This is a genomic window from Streptomyces sp. NPDC111507, assembly GCF_055638955.1.
This window is the reverse complement of sequence record NZ_JBVKBU010000014.1, coordinates 131,219-147,911: the sequence shown is the minus strand read 5'-3', so window position 1 is coordinate 147,911 and position 16,693 is coordinate 131,219. Positions and strand designations below refer to the sequence as shown.

Genomic DNA, 16,693 nt, shown 5'->3' with positions numbered 1-16,693 from the left:
GCCTTCCGGGCCGGAGCGCCCCCCGCGCGCCCCGGACCGAAATCCTTCTGTCCGACCCGGACCCGGGGGCCGGACAGCACATCGAACGAAACCCCCGGCGTCAGCCCTCGGCCTCGGTGTAGACGAAGGTCTCCAACAGCCGGCGGTCCGCCGCCCGGTACCCCGGACACACCACGAAGGCGACCGGGCGCCCGGCCTCGCACGAAGGCCAGAGAGCGTGTTGGTCCGGATCCGCCGGGGCGCCGGACTCCACCGCGAAGTCGAAGTGGCCGGCATGGCCACTGCCGGTCATGGCCCGGAACAGATGGGCGGCCTCCGTGCCGACCCGCTCCAACAGCCGCTGGTGGCGCGCGTCGAGCCCCACCACCCCGGCGTCGGTGGCGATGCGGGCCAGTGCGGCGAGGTCGGGCTCGCCGAGCCCACCCTGCTCGTCGGGGCCGAACAGCACCACACACAGCCGGCTGATCAACTGCGCCTGGCGCCGTACGACATCATGGGGGTGCTCCGCCGTCAGCCGTGGCTGGATCAGATCGGGCATCCGCTGGGTGTACAACGCCCGCAATCGCTGGGCGAGTTCGTAGTGGACGAGAAAATCCTCACGGGTGAGATCGTCCCGCTCCGCCACCTGGGTGACCCGCACCAGGTCCAGTGCCTCGCCCTGCTCGTCGAGCACGCGGCGGACGTCCGCGACGGCCGTCTCCAGCGTCCGGGCCCGTTCCTCCGCGCGTTCTTGGCGCATCCTCAACTCGATCAGCCGGTCACCCAGCGGGTCGAGCGCGGCGAGCGCGGCCCGCTGGTCGTCCGCGGCGGCCTCCAGCTTCCGGATCCGCGACTCCAGGGTGTCCAAGCCGTCCAGCCTGATACTCACTTCCTGCGGCCGCTTGCCCTTGTCGCGGTTGAACAGCACGTCTCCTCCTTCGGGGCGGTAGGCCATGGCTATACGCGGTCGAAGTCGACGGAGACCCGGCTGGTCTCTCCGGTGGCGGGGTCGAACACCTCGACCCGGAGTTCGGCGGCGCCGAAGTAGAACAGCAGCATGATCGGACGCTCCCGCAGCGGTCTGCCGACGGTGCCGGACAGATCGACGGTCAGCCGGCCGATCTCCTCGGACCCGTCCTCGTCGACGTACCGGGGATCGGCCTTCGCGGAGCGGTACAGGCGTACGTCCAGCTCGTCCTGGTCCTCGCGGACCGGCACGATCCGGAAGGGGTGGGCGTCGTCCACCCGCACGCTGTCCCTGCGCCGGACCGCGACACCGAAGCGGCCGACACACAGGAGGTCGCCCTCGTCGTCGCGGTACATGCGCATCGTGGAGTCGACCCCCTCCTCGAAGGGCTTGGCCGTCTCGAAGCCGTAGGTGTACTTGGCCTGCCGGGAGACGAACACGTCCGGCCGGTAGGCGAAGTGGACGGCTCCCTCCAGGACCGCGAGGGCCGGGTCCGGCGGGACGAGGATGCGGTGCCGCTCGCCGAAGCGGGCCCGCATCCGCTCGCGCAGCCACGGGGAGCGGGCGAATCCGCCCACCAGGACCAGGGTCTCCGGCTCCGCGCCCGCGCCGCTGGTCCGGCCGATGGTCGCGAGCTGCTCCGCGACCTTGTCCAGGATGCCGTCCACCCGCTCGTCGAGCAGCCCCTCCACCTCCTCGGGAGGCAGGACGATCTGCCGCGGCAGGCCGGCGGCGTCGTGTGTCAGCCGCGCCCGCACCTGCTCGTCCAGGAGCTCCCACACGGTGACCGGAACCTCGATCCGCACCGGGTCCAGCACATGGGCGACCGGATCCGCCTCCTCGTCCAGTTCCACCGTCGCCTTGGCCCGCTCCCACTGCCCGGACAGCTTGAGCAGCTCGCTGGGGTGATCCCGTTCGATCCGCTTCAGGGCCGCGGGGCCGAAGCGGTCGCCGAGCGTCTTGTCGAGGAAGGCCTGGTTGACGTACTCCGAACCCAGCCACCCACCGGTGGCGAGGCCGATCTCGCGCAGCGCGATGGACCGACCGGCGTCGCCGTGCGACTCGTACGCCGTGATGTCGACCGTGCCGCCGCCGCAGTCGACGACCACGGACCGGAAGCCGTCGAGGTGCAGGGGCAGCCGGGCCCGCCCGTGCGGACCCGAGGCGGCGTCGGGCATCCGCACATGGCAGTACAGGGCCGCCGCCTCCGGCTCGATGGCCAGCAGCAGCCGCTCGGGATCACCGGGGAACCCCGCGTCCACGGCCAGCCGCCGCAGCACCGCCTTGTCCTCGTCGTCCCAGATCGCGGGGACGGTGATGCACCAGCGGACCTCTCGTTCCGTGTACGTCATCCTCTTGATCTCCGCGGTCGCCAGTTCGCGGATCTCCTTGAGGTAGGCGGTGACCAGTTCCCGTATCAGACCGCGGTCGGAGCGGTCGACGAAGCCGCCCGTGATCGGCAGGTCCGCCATCGAACCGCCGCTCTTGAGCGCCGCCTTGAAGGCGTAGGCGTAGCCGAGCCCTTCGGTCTCCCCCTTCGCCAGGGCCTCGACCCACCGAGCGCGCGCCTCGTGGCCCCAGGCGACCGTGTCCCCGTCCTCTGTCACCAGGATCGCGGTCAGGTTCTTCGGACCGTCCAACTGCCGGCCGGGGAACCGGGTGAAGAACTGGACCCGCCTGGTCAGCGGATCGTCGTTGAGCGGCGTTCGCACCGTCCAGGCGAAGCCGGTGCCGTGCGTGCCGAAGTCGACGGCCGCCACCACCTTGGCTTCGTCCGATCCCATGACCAGTGCTCCTGTCCGCCGGTGTTCGCACCCTTGCTCGCTGTAAGCTCGCTCACAGACAGAGTGGTGGGTTTCCGCGGCGACGTGGAGCGGTCGGCTGTTGCCAACGCTTTCTGGCAACACAGGGCGGGGAGCGGACCGTTGGGAGGATGGCGATCGAAGAGAACGCGTTCGGCGCAGAGCTGCGCCGACGTCGGACGGCGGCCGGCAAGTCACTGAGCGAGCTGGCCGAAGAGGTGCACTGCAGCCGCAGCTTTCTGAGCAGGATCGAGACGGGCCAGCGCCGTGTCACGCACGAGCTCGCGCAGCTGTGCGACGAACGGCTGGAGGCGAAGGGCGCGCTGCTCGCCCTGGTTCCCGATCCGTCCACCGAGCGGATCTCGAAGACGATCGGCCCGGGCCCGGGGGAGCGGGCGGCCAAACTGGTCAAGTCCGGTGCGGGCAGGGGAGGTTCCGCCGCCCGGCAACGGGACGAGTTCGACCGGCTGTTGCGGCGCGGCGACCTCAGCCACACCGCCGGCGACATGCGCGAGGCGGACCGGCTCTACCGCGCGGCGTACGCGAGCGCCGAGGGGGATCCCACGGCACGGGCGGAGGCCGTCATCAGGATGGCCCGCCGCTGGTCGGACCCCGGACAGGTCGACCACGAACTGCTCCAGCTGATCAGGGAGAGCCTGGCCGCGCTGGGCGACGACGGGAGCGCCGAGGCCGCCGGACTGCGCCTCAGGCTCAACGCGCATCTGGCGAAGAAGCTGTCCATGGCGGTCAGCCAGGACACCGCCGCCGGCCAGGCGGGCCCGGAGCAGGGCGCACGGCTGGCACGCAGCACGCTGCGCAGGCTGTCCGTGGACGGCAAGGACGACGAGGTGGCCTGCGAGGTGCTCACCGAATGCCGGTGGGGACTGTACGACTTCATGTCCACCGCCGAGTCCCTGACGCTCTCCGAACGCCTGCGGGACGCCGCGGCCCGGCACGGCTCGGCCTACTTCCGCGGCGAGGCGCTCATGGCCGTCGCCCTCGACCAGCTGCGGGCCGGCAAGGTGTACAGCGCACTGGCCACGGCGAACCAGTACCGCAAGCACGCCGCGGACACCCGCGGCGTGCTGACCACCTGGCAGCAGCACACCCTGGACGCCCTGCTCGACCTCTGGCACGGCCGGTTCGACAAGGCGGCGGGCTGGATCTTCGGAGACGCGCTGACGTTCGTCGAGCGATTACCCGCCGATCTGGCCGTCCCCGCCGACAACCTGCACCAGACCCGCCTGGGCCAGGCCTACTGGCTGCTGCGCGAACAGGGCCGGATGGCGGACCTGTTCGCCTCCGGTCTGGCCGACACCGTCGAACGGCACGGCTACTTCCCCGTCTGGCGGGCCGGACTCGCGCTCGCGCTGTGCGAGACGGGTCAGTACGCCGAAGGGGCGGACCGGCTCGTCGGATTCGCCCACGACACCGCCGGCTTCAGCCGGTTCCCGCCCTCCGGATGGGCGGTGCCCACACTGGTGCTGCTCGCCGAGGTGAGCGCCGCGCTCGACGCCCGGGGTGGATTCGAGGCCGAGCTACGCCAGGTCCTGCCGGTCCTGCGGGAGCGGCTCGCCGCCCACGACGGCGAGCAGATCGCCCTCGCGGGCTGGCCCACCGTGCTGATCGGACCGACCGCCCGCGCCCGCGGACTGCTGGCCCTGGCCGCCGGAGAGCCGGACACCGCCCTCGCCCACTTCCGCACCGCGACCGAACCGGTCCGCTCCTCCCAGCCCCAGCTCGCCCGCCTCCGGCTGGCCCAGGCCCGCGCGCTGCGCAGGTCCGACCGCCCCGGCGCCGCCGCCCACGCCTCCGGACTGCTGCGAGAGGCACTGCGCGTGGCCCGGACGTACGGCATGTCGGCCCTCGCGGCCGAGTGTGCGGCCCTGCTGGACTCCACGGCGGACGCCTGAGCCTGTCCGGCGGATCACGCCGGACGGAAGCGACGGTGCCTCATCGGCACAGGGTGCCGTGCCAAGCCCCGCGTCTTCGGCACGATCCGCCGGACAGGCCCCGTACCGCCGTCCCCTTTCGCGTGGGACTGACGGCACGGGTGGTGGGGAGCGGACGGGCTACGGCTTGCGGGCCACCACTCCGTACATCGCGATGTCTTCGTCGCGGATGCCCGTCTCCGTGCCGTCCGGGTGCCACCTGTGGACCTGGACGACGCCGGGCTCGACGAGTTCGAGGCCCTCGAAGAACTCCTCGGCCTCCGCGTGGGTGCGAAGCCGCATGGGCATGTTGCGGGCCGCGTACTCACGGGCGACCCGGGCCACCTCGTCGGGCGCGAACTCGGCGGTGCCGATCGACATCGCCAGATAGCTGCCCGAGGGAAGGGGCTCCAGGAGGCGCCGGACGATGCCGACCGCGTCGTCCTCGTCCAGGACGAAGTGGACGATCGCGATCACCGTGAGGGCGACCGGCTGGGTGAGGTCGAGGGTGTCGCGCAGTTCCGCCGCGCCCAGGATCGTCGCCGGGTCGAGCATGTCCGCCTCGACGTACGCCGTCTTGCCTTCGGGGGTGCTCGACAGTAAACCCTGCGACAGGGTGAGGACGATGGGGTCGTTGTCCACGTAGACGACCCGGGAGTCGGGGGCGACCGACTGGGCGATCTCATGGAGGTTGGGGGAGGTGGGGATGCCGGTGCCGATGTCGAGGAACTGGCGTATCCCCACCTCCTTGGCCAGATAGGCCACCGCGCGGTTCATCCAGTCGCGGTTGGCTTTCATGTGGATCGGCAGGGCGGGCCACTCCCGCGCCATCGCGTCGCCGGCCTCCTTGTCGGCGGGGTAGTAGTCCTTACCGCCCAGGATGTAGTCGTAGATGCGCGCGGAGTGTGCGCTCTCGGTGTCGATACGGTCGGCAGGCCATCCGTTGTCGGGCAACGCCGCCCCTCCCATCAAGTCGTAGGTGCACAGCGGGGGTTCGTGGGGGAAAGAGAACTTCGTGGGGAACGAGAACGTCGTGGGGGAAAGAGCAGGGCATAGGAATCAGACAAGGTTGTCAGAGGAGGAAGTCGGCCTCCCCCGCCTTGACGCCCGCAAGAAAGCTCGTCATTTCACGGGGCGTGAAAACCAGGGCGGGCCCTTCGGGATCCGTGGACTGACGCAGCGCGATCCGGCCGTCGCCCAGCTTCTTCGCCTCGACGCACGCGCCGCCCGCGTCGTCGCTCCACGGCTTGGACCAGCCCTGCGTGCCCAGTTCACGGGACGGCATACCGTTGCGTATGTGGTGGTGCACTCATAGCTCCTTGCGAATCGCACCGAGAAGTTCCTCGGTCTTCCTGGCGGGCGCCGACTGTGCGCCCAGCCGGTCCAGGGCCTCGCGGTACACCACGACGTCGTCGTCCTTGTCGAGGTAGACGGCGCCCACCAGACCGCTCAGATAGACGATGTCCGGCAACTCGCGTGCCCTGAACCGGAAGAGATGGAACGCGCCGGCCCGCATGGCGGGATGCGGGCCGTTTCTGAACGGCATGATCTGCAGGGTCACATGGGGGAGTGCGTTGACCGCGATCAGATGGTCGATCTGCGCGCGCATCACCTCGGGTCCGCCGACCGGCCACCTCAGCACGGTCTCGTCCATCACCACCCAGACGCGCGGCGGAGCGGGCCGGGACAGCAGCTCCTGGCGGCGCATGCGCAGCGCGACCCGGCGCTCGGTCGCCTCGGCGGAGGCGTGCGGATTGCCCGCGCCGAGCAGGGCGCGGGCGTAGGCCTCCGTCTGCAGCAGCCCGTGCACGAACTCCGCCTCGTACGCGCGGATCTGGAGGGCCGCCTGCTCCAGGCTCAGATACGCCGAGAACCAGTCGGGCAGGACATCGCGGTACGTGTGCCACCAGCCGCGCTTGTTGGCCTCGCGGACCGACTTCAGGAAGGTGTCGATCTCCTGCTGGTCCGTCACGCCGTACGTCTGGAGGAGCTTCTCGGCGTCGGTGAGCCGGAGCCGGGCCACTTTGGCGGCTTCCATCCTGCGGATGGTGGAGTGGCTGACGCCGATCGCCTCGCCGGCCTGCTCGTATGTCAGCCCGGCCTGGGTGCGCAGCTCCTCGAGCTGCTTGCCGAGAATCATGCGCAGGACGGAGGGGGCGCCGCCCCAGTCGGTCTCCGCGGACACGCCTTACCCCCTCACAGCGGGCTTCGAGGTCGCAGTCTGTCACGATCATCCGTCAACGGGGGAAGCATGCACCTGGCACATTGCAATTTTCAACTTGTCGGTTGCGAGGTGTTGTTGGCAGCTGCCACAGTGGTCCTATCGTCCCTGACCCGGTGAAGGGAGTGGTTGTGCGGCCCAGTTGGGGGAGACGGGGCTGCAACGTGATGTCTTGCGCGGCGAGTTGTGTACATCTCGCGGCAGTGCGAGGCCGCGGGGGACGGCATTGGCACCACTTGTGGTGTGAAGGCAGACGAAAGGCGAACGGCGATGACCCCGCCCTCCCTCCCCCAGCCTTTGGGCCTACCACCAGGGGACGAATATCCCCATCGGGCAGGTGTGTTCGCCCTGCCCGCGGCCCCCGCCTCCGTGGGTATGGTCCGAAGAGACGTCCGTGAGTGGCTCACCGAGTGGGGCATCGACCCCGAGACCCGCGACAACGCGATCCTCGTGACCTCCGAGCTCGTCACCAACGCCCTGACGCACACGGCGAGCGAGTGGATCGTGTGCAGGGTCCACATCGCCGAGGAGCGGCTCCATATCGAAGTCGAGGACCAGCACCGCGGCTGGAGCCTTCCGGCCCAGCGCAGGCCGGGGCCCAACGACCAGGGTGGACGAGGGCTCCTTCTGGTCGGCGCCCTGAGCAGCGACTGGGGCGTCAAAGACACCGCCGACGGCTCCGGGCGCATCGTCTGGGCCGTACTGCCGTCGAAGGGAGGAGACACCGTGTCGACCGGCTCGCCGGCGACCGTGACCATGGCCCGGCCCATCCCCCACTCGGCCGAAGGATCTTTATCTGATGGAACGACAGCACATTCCTGACCTGCGCGATCACCAGCCCGCCGGACACCCGGGCGACCACCTTTCCGCCCTCGACGGCCAAGACCGTCTCCCGGCCCCCGACGGCCGAGGCCCTCTCCTGGCCCCCGACGGCCGCGATCACACCGCCGCCGTCGAACCGCGCGCGTATCCCGCCGTCCTTGGCCTGCGCGTGTACCTCCCCACCGCGCCGCCGCACGAGTCGCCGGCACGACTGGCGATACCCGCCGAGTTGTCCGCCGGCCTGGGATACGACGCCGTGGGCACCCCCCCGGAACACGGGGAGCGGATCATGGACTGTCTGCCCCGTGTCGGTTGTGTCTTCGCCGACGACGAGCGGTGGTGGTGGATCGTCCCCTCCGGCTCCCACATAGGCGTCACCTGGCCGCCCTCCACCAGCTACGCGGTGGGCGCCCGGCTGGCCGACCCGTCCTGGACACGGGCCCTGCCGCGCTCGCGGTCCGCGCGCCCCCGTCTGATCCACCGGCCCGAAGGTGACTCGCCGTACACGCCGCCGATTCCGCTGTACTTCCTCACCTGCCGCCTGGCGGGCAGCGCCCCGAGCTGGTCGCTCGGCGCGGGTATCTAGAGGCCTGCGGCTCTTCGGCCCGCCCACACGCAAGCAATCACCTGTGCAACTGTCCGTGGCCGGTCGACTGCCTGGGTCGGGATGTGCGCGGGGTGGGCGTGAAGGAGGCCGGTCCGTGTGGGCGGGCCGGCCTGTGGGGTTGTCCGTTTCCTTTCGTGGGCCTGGGCTCAGCCTGGGCATCGACTCGCGGGGCTGAGCCCGGGTAGGGGGCCTCCGGCGGTGGTCCCGGGAGTGTCCGTCGGGACCGCTCCGGAGGATGTCCGTCGGGCCTACGCCCGAGGAGTGTTCCTTGTCGTCGTGACCGCGCACAGCGCCCCGAGCACCACGGCCAACGCGCCGATGATGATGTTGTTGAGGACGACGCCGGTGTCCGGGCTGGTTCCGACCACCCACGGTGAGATGATCAACCACGCGCCCATCGCGCAGATGGCCCAGCTCAGGCCGTACATCCTTTCGGGGGCCATGGTGAATCCGAGGGCCAGCAGGCCTATGGCGATGCCCATGATGAGGTTGTGTGTCGCCAGGGCGGGCTGGCTCGTCGTGTAGTGGAGTATCCATGGGGACGCAGCGCAGTACAGACCGAGCAGGAACACCGGTCCGTCCACGAGCGCCACATCGCGGCCACCGAGTATGCGGTCGTACCGCTCCCGCATTTCGGATGTATCGGGGTGGGTCGTGATGTCACTTCTGGGGTGCGAGACGTTGGCCATGAGTCGTCTCCTTCGTTCCGTGCAGGCCTGACCGCTTCTGGTGCGGTATGCGGTTGGCGCCGCTTGTTTTCATTGTGCGCTTATTTCTTCTTTATGTGTAGAGGTGGCCTTTCGCTCCGCCGGGGCGGGATCCATCCTCAGGGGGCGATGAGGAGGCGGGCGACGGCGCGGCGGGCCCGCGTGGGTGCCTGTGGGTCGCGATGGAGCTGGATGGACTGATTGGCCGCCAGGGCCACACCGTTGAGCTCGAAGGCGAGCTGTTCCACATCGGTGTGCGGCGGCAGTTCGCGGGCCTCGACCGCCATGCCCAACTCCGCCGCGACATATGCCGACCACGAGGCGAGCGCATCGAGCACCGCGTCGCGGACCGGACCGGGCCGGCCGTCGAACTCGCTCGCCACCGAGGTGAGGAAACAGCCGCCGTGCCCCTCGCCCTCCGTCATGTAGTCGATCCACTCGTCGAAGGCGCGCGTCAGCCGCTCCGTGCCGGGTCTGGCGCCGACGGCACGGGCCGGCACGCGTAGCCGGAACCTCTCGACGGCCGCGGCCAGAACGGCGAGTTGGAGCGCTTCCTTGCTGCCGAAGTGGCCGATCACTCCGGCCTTGCTCATCTCCAGATCGGTCGCCAGACGGCCGATGGTGAGGCCTTCGAGGCCGTCCGTGGAGGCCAGCGTCAGGGCGCTGTCGATGATCCGGCTCCGCGTGGCGGCGGTTTCGGCAACGGACTTGCGGGGGCTCATGCCGTCACTTTAACCTAACGACCGTTCGCAATTAGCTGACGATCGTTCGGTAGCTATGTGCTCGGGTTCGTGAGCGGGCGGTACCGGGCGCGTACGAGGGACCCATCGAAGCGATTCACGAAGCGATTCACCGAAGCGACCCACCGAAGGGACTGACCGTGAAGATCCATCACCTGAACTGCGGCTCCATGCGGACGATCGACACCGAGGAGGGGAGCCTTCCCGCGGTCTGCCACTGTCTTCTCGTGGAGACCGACCGGGACGGGCTCGTCCTCGTCGAGAGCGGCATCGGTACGCAGGACGTGGCGCGGCCCGAGGAGAGCCTCGGCCCGGACTTCCTCGGCCGGGCCCAGCCCGTCCTCGACCTCGCGGAGACCGCCCTGCGCCAGGTCACCGCGCTCGGCTTCCGTCCGGAGGACGTCCGGCACATCGTCCTCAGCCACCTCGACCTCGACCATGCCGGGGGACTGCCCGATTTCCCCTGGGCCAAGGTCCATCTCAGCGAGGCCGAACACCGCGCGGCGATGGCGGCCCCCGGGGCTCACCCCGAGGACCGCGTCCGCTACCGCCCCGCCCAGTGGGCGCACCGGCCGCACTGGGTGACGTACGCGCAGCCGCACGGCGAGGCGTGGTTCGGCTTCGACGCCGTGCGCCCGCTGGAGGGCCTGGACGCCGAGATCCTGCTGGTCCCGCTCGGCGGCCACACGCGCGGCCACAGTGCGATCGCCGTCCCCGACGGTGATCGCCGGCTGCTGCACTGCGGGGACGCGTACTACTTCCACCACGAGATCGACCCCGACCACCCCCGGGGACACCCCGGCTTGGACGTCCTCCAGCAGATCACCGAGGTGGACCGGCCGCTGCGCCTCGGCAACCATGCCCGTCTGCGGGAACTGGTGCGGCTGCACGGCGACGAGGTGGAGGTCTTCAGCGCACACGACCCGTGGGAACTGGCGCGCTACGCGGGCGGGGCCGAGGGTCCGGGAACGACTCCGTCGTGATCGCGGTCCACCCCGGCCAGGCCCCGCTGCTGGGGCGGACCGGCTCGCGGGGGCGAATGCAGGCGTTCAGCGGACGGCCTGCGCGCGCAGACAGCGGCGCAGTTGGTGCAGTCCGCGCCGGGAGTGGCTCTTGACGGTGCCCAGTGGCCAGCCGGTGCGCTGGGCGATCTGGGGCTGGGTCAGATCCTCGTAGAACGCGAGGTGCAGCACCCGGCGCTGGGGCGCGGGAAGTCTGGCGAGCTCGCCGCGCAGGAGGACGCGGTCGAGCACGGTCTCCGGGCGGCCCTGGGTGTCGTCGACCGGGCCGAGGAGGGCTCCGGCGGCGGCGACCAGATCGGTACGGCGGGTGCGCGCCGAGAGCGCGTCGGCGATCTTGCGGCGGGTGATGCCGACGAGCCAGCCCACGAACGCGCCCCGCTCGGGGTGGTACCCCCGACGGCCCTGCCAGGCGGCAAGGAACACCTGCTGGGTGACGTCCTCGGCGTCCCGGGCGTCGCCCAGCGAACGTCCGGCCAGCGTCTGCACCAGGGTTCCCCAGCGGTGGTAGGCGGCGGTCAGACACTCCTCGTCGCCGTCCACGAGGCCCTGGGCCAGATCCGTGTCGGAGAGCGCCTCCCACCGCCCGTCGACGCACTGCTCGGTGATGGAATCCACGGTCATGGCCACGGCTCCTCGGTTCGGGCGGGCTCCCGGTCACCGTGCGCTTCCCGCGACGCGCCCGGTGATCCCCATCGTGTGAACCGAGGCACAAGACGGACAACTCGCATCGTTTGTGCGTCGTATAGTCGCCGCATGGGCGAGAACCAACCGGCACAGCGGCGGGAGGCGGCCTCGCGGCCCGTCGAAGCGGGCGTCACGACGGGGTCCTTGGCCCGCCGCCTCGGGGTGTCGCCCACGACCCTGCGCTCCTGGGACCGGAGGTACGGAGTGGGGCCCGCGGTGCGTTCCGACGGGCGGCACCGCCGCTGGGCGCCGCAGGACGTGGCGATGCTCGAGGAGATGTGCCGGCTGACCGCGGCCGGGGTACCGCCCGCCGAGGCGGCCAGGACCGCCCAGGAGGGCGTCGGGCGGAATCGGCCCGAACCGGAGCCCGGGGGAGGTGGCCGGCCCGGTGGGCATCGTTCGCAGGCGGCCGGCGTGCTGCCGCTCGGTGACGTCCGCCAGGAGTGCAGGGGTCTCGCGCGCGCCGCGGTCCGCCTCGACGCACCGACCGTGGGCGACCAGCTGGCCTCCCTCGTGGCGCGCTACGGCGTGGTCCTCGCCTGGGACGAGGTGATGGTGCCGACCCTGCACGCCGTCGGACGCAAGTGGGAGTCGTCCGGCGACCGTTACGTGGAGGTGGAACACCTGCTGTCCTGGCACATCTCACGTGCCCTGCATCGTGCCGCCGCGCCGGTCGGGCCCGTGGGAACCCAGGCCGCCGCCGCCGCGGGTCCGGTGGTGCTGGCGTGCGTCCCGGGCGAACAGCACAGCCTGGCGCTGGAGGCGCTGCACGCGGGGCTCGTCGAACTCGGCCTGCCGACCCGGATGTTCGGCGCGGCGGTTCCGACGGAGGCGCTGACCGCCGCCGTACGACGGCTGGGCCCGAAGGCCGTACTGCTGTGGGCCCAGACGCGTTCGACGGCCGACCTGCCTTTGGCCCGGCATGTCGCGGACACCCGGTGGGGAGTCAAGGGGGCCCGCAGTCACCCGGCCGTGCTGCTCGGCGGGCCGGGCTGGGCGGGCCGCCCGGTGCGGGGGATGCTCCGCCCGCCCGGGCTTCGGGACGCCCTCGGGACCCTCTCGGCCCTGTACGGCCCGCCCGTCCCGGTCACCCGGAGCTGATCGCCCGCGCGCCGTGGGGCCGGGACGGCTCAGCCGACCGTGCCGGTGGGCGAGGGGGAGCTGCCGGCGGGCGGAGTGAGCACGACGGTCGGCTCACCCGGCGCGGGCGCGGGCGGCGTGAGATCGGAGGCGGGCAGCTTCGGTGGGCTGGTCTGCTGGAACAGCGTCTGGTCGAAGTTGACCAGCCCGGTTTTCTCCATCACCGTGATGTGGTCGAGCACCGTGACGTTGGCCTGGTCGGCCAGCTGGCGGACCAGCGAGTTCTTGGTGGTGGACCGGATCTTGGCGACGGTGTTGAAGATCGAACCGTGGGTCATCCGCAGGATGTTGGCGAAGTCGGTGTCGAACTGTTTGCCGGATTCTCCGCTCAGCGTCGACACGAAGCCCTGCTGCTGAGGAGACGGCTTGTTGGGGATGGTGATGCCGAGTGCGGCGGCGACCTTGCGGTCGGTATCGTCCAGCGCGGCATGGCCCTTGACCAGGTGGTCACCGGCGGTCCGGACCGCCGGGGTGGTGCCCTTCTGCAGACCCAGCATCCCCACGGGGTACTCCCACAGGCCGGCCGCCCGCACCTTGACGACGAAGTCGCGGTCGGCCTCGGTCACCGGGCCCGTCGCAGTATTTTCGATGACGCGGCTCTGATCAGCGGCCGTGGTCTGCAGTCCGAGCATGCTGGGATACGCGAGCGCGGCGAGAGTCATGACCAACGCACCTGCCACGAAGACGGTTCCTGCGGTTCGTGCAATGCGCATTGCGCCTCCTGGCGGGGCGGCGGCCCGGAGTGAGGCTCCGGTGGGCCGCTCGGTGGATCCGGTGCGTGGATCCGGTACGGGTGTGTCGGACGTTCACCAGTACGGCTGTGCGGGCCGGAGGAATCTTTAGGGAAAGTAAAACATGTGCCGCCACGCGCGCAGTCGCGAACCGCTGAGCCCCCGTCTCATCTGCGGTCCCACCCGCCGCGATGCCGCTCAGCCGCGATGCCGCTCAGCCGCGATGCCGCTCAGCCAAGATCCCGGGCGGCCCTGAACCGGGCCAGCCCGTCGGAGAGTTCGACGACGGGCTCCGGGTAGTCGTACGCTGCGCGCTCCAGGCCCTGGAGTTTCCAGGGTTCGTGCACCGCGCCGCCCGCGAGCCCCGCCAGCTCCGGCACCCAGCGCCGGACGTACTCCCCGTCCGGGTCGTACCGCTTGGCCTGCGTCACCGGATTGAGGACGCGGCCCGGCCGCGAGTCCGTGCCCGTTCCGGCCATCCACTGCCAGTTGAGCTGGTTGTTCGCGACATCGCCGTCCACCAGCAGGTCCAGGAAGTGCCGGGCCCCGATCCGCCAGTCCACGTACAGCGTCTTGGTGAGGAAGCTGGCGGCCAGCAGCCGTGCCCGGTTGTGCATCCAGCCCTCGTGGCGCAGTTGGCGCATCGCCGCGTCGACGACCGGATAGCCGGTGCGTCCTTCCTTCCACGCCCGGATGTCCCCGCGCGCGGTCCTCCCCGAGCGCCAACGGTCGTGCTTGGTGCGGTAGTCGGCCACAGCCGCGTCAGGCCGGGCGGCGAGCACCTGGTGGTGGAAGTCCCGCCAGGCCAGTTGGCGTACGAAGGCCTCGGCGCCCGGGCCGCCCGCCGCGCGCGCCCGGTGCACGAGTTCGACCGGGGAGAGGGTGCCGAAGTGCAGATGGGGGGAGAGCCGGGAGGTGGCGTCGCCCGGCAGGTCGTCACGGCCGTCGTCGTACGAGGTGATCCCCGCCCGCAGCCAGGCCGTGAGCCGCTGCCTGCCCTCCCGCTCGCCGCCTCGCGCCAGCCCCGGCGACAGCCCGGACAGACCCGTGCGGGAGGGGATCTCCTCCGAGCTGACGCCGTCCGGCACCCGGATCGCCCGGGGCGCGGCGACCGCGTTGCGCAGCGGCTCCTGCGACCAGCGCCGGTAGTACGGCGTGAACACGGCGAAGTGGTCCGAGCTGGACGGCGTGACGGCGCCGGGCGCGAGCGCGGTGATCACGGCGTCGTGGACATGGAACCGGCACCCCTCGCCCTCCAGGGCAGTGCGCAGCCGCTCCTCACGGCGGCGGGCGTAGGCGCTCACCCCCGCCGCCATGTGCACCTCGTCGGCGTCCGCCTCGGCGACCACCTTGCACACCTGCGCGACGACATCGCCGGAGCGCACCACGAGACGGCCGCCGCGCTCCCGCAGTCCGGCGTCCAGGTCCGCCAGACAGTCCGCGAGGAACGCCATGCGGTTGGGCGCCGTGAACCCCGCTTCCGCGACGCCGTCGTCCCGTACGAACAGGGGCACCAGCGCGGCCGAGCCGTCCCGCGCCGCGCGCAGCGCCGGATGGTCGTGCAGGCGCAGGTCCGAGGTGAACAGGACGACCGAGACGTTCATGGGGTGACTCCGGGACAGGGGGAGGCGGTGCTGTGACGGCGCGGCGACGAGTGCGGCCATGACTGCTTCGGGCCCGCGGTTCCCGGCGGATGCGGTCATCGGCGAGTGGATGCGGGACTCAGCGGGACGGCGCGACGGGCTGCCGCGCTCCGGACAGTACGTCGGCCTCGGCCGCCGCCCTGGCGATGTTGCGGGCCATGCCGCCGAACACGACGGCGTGGAAGGGCGAGATGCTCCACCAGTAGGCGTGTCCCAGGAGGCCGTGCGGATGGAACAGGGCCCGTTGCCGGTAGCGGGACCGGCCCTCGGCGCCGGGCTCGGCGTACATCTCCAGCCAGGCGAGGCCCGGCAGTCGCATTTCTGCGCGCAGCCGCAGCAGACGGCCCGGCTCGATCTCCTCGACGCGCCAGAAGTCGAGCGAGTCGCCCACGCGCAGCCGGGCGGCGTCGCGCCGTCCGCGCCGCAGGCCGACACCGCCCACCAGCCGGTCCAGCCGGCCCCGGAGCGCCCAGGCGGGCGGGAAGGAGTACCAGCCGTTCTCACCTCCGACACCCTCGATCACCCGCCACAGCGCCCAGGGCGGCGCGTTCACCGCCTGTTCGCGTCGATCGGTGTAGAGGCTGCCGCCCGCCCAGTCGGGGTCGGTGGGGAGGGGATCACTGGGCGCGCCGGGCACGGAGGCCGAGGACCACCGGGTGGTGACCTGGGCGTCCTGCACCCGTTGCAGGGCCAGCGACACCGCGTCGTCGAAGCCGATCGGACGCCCCGGGGGATCGGGGACGTACCGGGCGATGTCGTGTTCGTGGCAGACGACCTCGTGGCGCAGCGATTCGGTGAGCGGGCGCGCGATGGACGCGGGCACCGGGGTGACCAGGCCGACCCAATGGCTGGAGAGCCCGGGGGTGAGCACCGGCACGGGCAGGATCAGCCTGCGCGGCAGCCCGGCGACGGCGGCGTACCGCTGCATCATCTCCAGATAGGTCAGGACCTCGGGACCGCCGATGTCGAAGGCGCGGTTGACGTCGGCGGGCATCCGCGCGCAGCCGACCAGGGTGCGCAGCACGTCGCGTACGCCGATCGGCTGGATCCGGGTGCGCACCCAGCGGGGCGTGACCATGACCGGGAGGCGTTCGGCGAGGTGGCGGAGCATCTCGAAGGAGGCCGAGCCGGAACCGATGATCACGGCCGCCCGCAGGACCGTGGTCGGCACGCCCGACTCCAGCAGGATGCGGCCGACCTCGGCGCGCGACCTGAGGTGCGGCGAGAGGCGTTCCTCGGGGACACCCGCCGGGGTGAGGCCGCCCAGGTAGACGATCCTGCTCACCCCGGCGGCGCGGGCCTGCTCGCCGAAGATCCGGGCCGCCTTCCGGTCGGTCTCCTCGAAGTCGTGGCCCGTGCCCAGGGCGTGCACCAGGTAGTACGCGACGTCGATGCCGCGCAGCGCCTCGGCGACCGAGTCGGCGTCCGTGACGTCGCCGCGCACCACCTCCGCGTCGCCCGCCCACGGGTAGTCGCGCAGCTTGGCGGGGGAGCGGGCGAGACACCGTACGGGGTGACCCGCCTCCAGCAGCTCGGGGACCAGCCGGCCGCCGATGTAGCCGGTGGCGCCTGTCACCAGACAGCGCGGGCCGGGGCGGGGATCGTCGTCGCTCATGGGTCCCTCCGTCGTTCACCGGGCCACCGGCTTTCCGTGTTCCCTCTCTCATCTCTTCCACGCGAACACGGCGGTCGGATGC

The 16,693-nt window shown here is 71.3% G+C and carries 16 protein-coding genes; 5 read left to right on the top strand and 11 right to left on the bottom strand.

Going from position 1 to position 16,693, the window contains the following annotated elements:
• Positions 1-100: 100 nt before the first annotated feature.
• Positions 101-907, bottom strand: coding sequence for a hypothetical protein (locus tag ACZ7M2_RS39120; protein ID WP_471599324.1), 807 nt, complete (start codon positions 905-907; stop codon positions 101-103).
• A gap of 29 nt (positions 908-936) precedes the next feature.
• On the bottom strand, positions 937-2,730 hold the full coding sequence (locus ACZ7M2_RS39115) for an Hsp70 family protein (protein ID WP_471599323.1): 1,794 nt from the start codon (positions 2,728-2,730) through the stop codon (positions 937-939).
• A 149-nt stretch (positions 2,731-2,879) separates the two neighbouring features.
• Between ACZ7M2_RS39115 and ACZ7M2_RS39110 the strand changes: the two genes are divergently transcribed.
• Positions 2,880-4,661, top strand: coding sequence for a helix-turn-helix domain-containing protein (locus ACZ7M2_RS39110; RefSeq protein WP_471599322.1), 1,782 nt, complete (start codon positions 2,880-2,882; stop codon positions 4,659-4,661).
• 159 nt (positions 4,662-4,820) lie between these two features.
• Here ACZ7M2_RS39110 and ACZ7M2_RS39105 read toward each other — a convergent pair whose 3' ends face one another.
• The 3 genes from ACZ7M2_RS39105 to ACZ7M2_RS39095 form a co-directional block, all read right to left on the bottom strand.
• Positions 4,821-5,633, bottom strand: coding sequence for an SAM-dependent methyltransferase (locus ACZ7M2_RS39105; RefSeq protein ID WP_471599321.1), 813 nt, complete (start codon positions 5,631-5,633; stop codon positions 4,821-4,823).
• Between the two features lie 118 nt (positions 5,634-5,751).
• Positions 5,752-5,964 carry a DUF397 domain-containing protein gene (locus ACZ7M2_RS39100; RefSeq protein ID WP_054233852.1) on the bottom strand — a complete coding sequence of 71 codons (213 nt, stop codon included), beginning with the start codon at positions 5,962-5,964 and terminating at the stop codon, positions 5,752-5,754.
• 24 nt (positions 5,965-5,988) lie between these two features.
• On the bottom strand, positions 5,989-6,864 hold the full coding sequence (locus ACZ7M2_RS39095) for a helix-turn-helix domain-containing protein (protein ID WP_471599320.1): 876 nt from the start codon (positions 6,862-6,864) through the stop codon (positions 5,989-5,991).
• 306 nt (positions 6,865-7,170) lie between these two features.
• On the opposite strand from ACZ7M2_RS39095, the gene ACZ7M2_RS39090 reads away from it, so the two are divergent.
• Together ACZ7M2_RS39090 and ACZ7M2_RS39085 are read left to right on the top strand one after the other, a co-directional pair.
• Entirely contained in the window at positions 7,171-7,722 is a 552-nt protein-coding gene (locus ACZ7M2_RS39090; protein WP_471599319.1) for an ATP-binding protein, read from the top strand.
• The gene (locus ACZ7M2_RS39085; protein WP_471599318.1) at positions 7,700-8,308 is read left to right on the top strand and encodes a hypothetical protein; all 609 of its coding nucleotides are present in this window, start codon (positions 7,700-7,702) and stop codon (positions 8,306-8,308) included. The genes ACZ7M2_RS39090 and ACZ7M2_RS39085 overlap by 23 nt, the downstream gene beginning before the upstream one ends.
• 269 nt (positions 8,309-8,577) lie before the next feature.
• Here the strand turns inward: ACZ7M2_RS39085 and ACZ7M2_RS39080 are convergent, their stop codons facing one another.
• Both ACZ7M2_RS39080 and ACZ7M2_RS39075 read right to left on the bottom strand, forming a co-directional pair.
• The gene (locus ACZ7M2_RS39080; RefSeq protein ID WP_471599317.1) at positions 8,578-9,018 is read right to left on the bottom strand and encodes an SPW repeat protein; all 441 of its coding nucleotides are present in this window, start codon (positions 9,016-9,018) and stop codon (positions 8,578-8,580) included.
• Between the two features lie 137 nt (positions 9,019-9,155).
• Entirely contained in the window at positions 9,156-9,758 is a 603-nt protein-coding gene (locus tag ACZ7M2_RS39075) for a TetR/AcrR family transcriptional regulator (protein WP_471599316.1), read from the bottom strand.
• A gap of 158 nt (positions 9,759-9,916) precedes the next feature.
• Between ACZ7M2_RS39075 and ACZ7M2_RS39070 the strand changes: the two genes are divergently transcribed.
• Positions 9,917-10,759 carry an MBL fold metallo-hydrolase gene (locus ACZ7M2_RS39070; protein ID WP_471599315.1) on the top strand — a complete coding sequence of 281 codons (843 nt, stop codon included), beginning with the start codon at positions 9,917-9,919 and terminating at the stop codon, positions 10,757-10,759.
• A 66-nt stretch (positions 10,760-10,825) separates the two neighbouring features.
• Here the strand turns inward: ACZ7M2_RS39070 and ACZ7M2_RS39065 are convergent, their stop codons facing one another.
• Positions 10,826-11,419, bottom strand: coding sequence for a sigma-70 family RNA polymerase sigma factor (locus ACZ7M2_RS39065; RefSeq protein WP_471599314.1), 594 nt, complete (start codon positions 11,417-11,419; stop codon positions 10,826-10,828).
• 132 nt (positions 11,420-11,551) lie between these two features.
• Between ACZ7M2_RS39065 and ACZ7M2_RS39060 the strand changes: the two genes are divergently transcribed.
• Positions 11,552-12,583, top strand: coding sequence for a MerR family transcriptional regulator (locus tag ACZ7M2_RS39060; protein ID WP_471599313.1), 1,032 nt, complete (start codon positions 11,552-11,554; stop codon positions 12,581-12,583).
• 29 nt (positions 12,584-12,612) lie between these two features.
• Here the strand turns inward: ACZ7M2_RS39060 and ACZ7M2_RS39055 are convergent, their stop codons facing one another.
• From ACZ7M2_RS39055 to ACZ7M2_RS39045, 3 genes are all read right to left on the bottom strand, one after another.
• On the bottom strand, positions 12,613-13,335 hold the full coding sequence (locus tag ACZ7M2_RS39055) for a DUF4142 domain-containing protein (RefSeq protein WP_471599312.1): 723 nt from the start codon (positions 13,333-13,335) through the stop codon (positions 12,613-12,615).
• A 248-nt stretch (positions 13,336-13,583) separates the two neighbouring features.
• Entirely contained in the window at positions 13,584-14,957 is a 1,374-nt protein-coding gene (locus ACZ7M2_RS39050) for a cryptochrome/photolyase family protein (RefSeq protein ID WP_471599311.1), read from the bottom strand.
• Positions 14,958-15,075: 118 nt separating this feature from the next.
• Positions 15,076-16,611 (bottom strand): SDR family oxidoreductase, encoded by a 1,536-nt coding sequence (locus ACZ7M2_RS39045; protein WP_471599310.1) that lies wholly within the window; start codon positions 16,609-16,611, stop codon positions 15,076-15,078.
• Between the last annotated feature and the right edge of the window lie 82 nt (positions 16,612-16,693).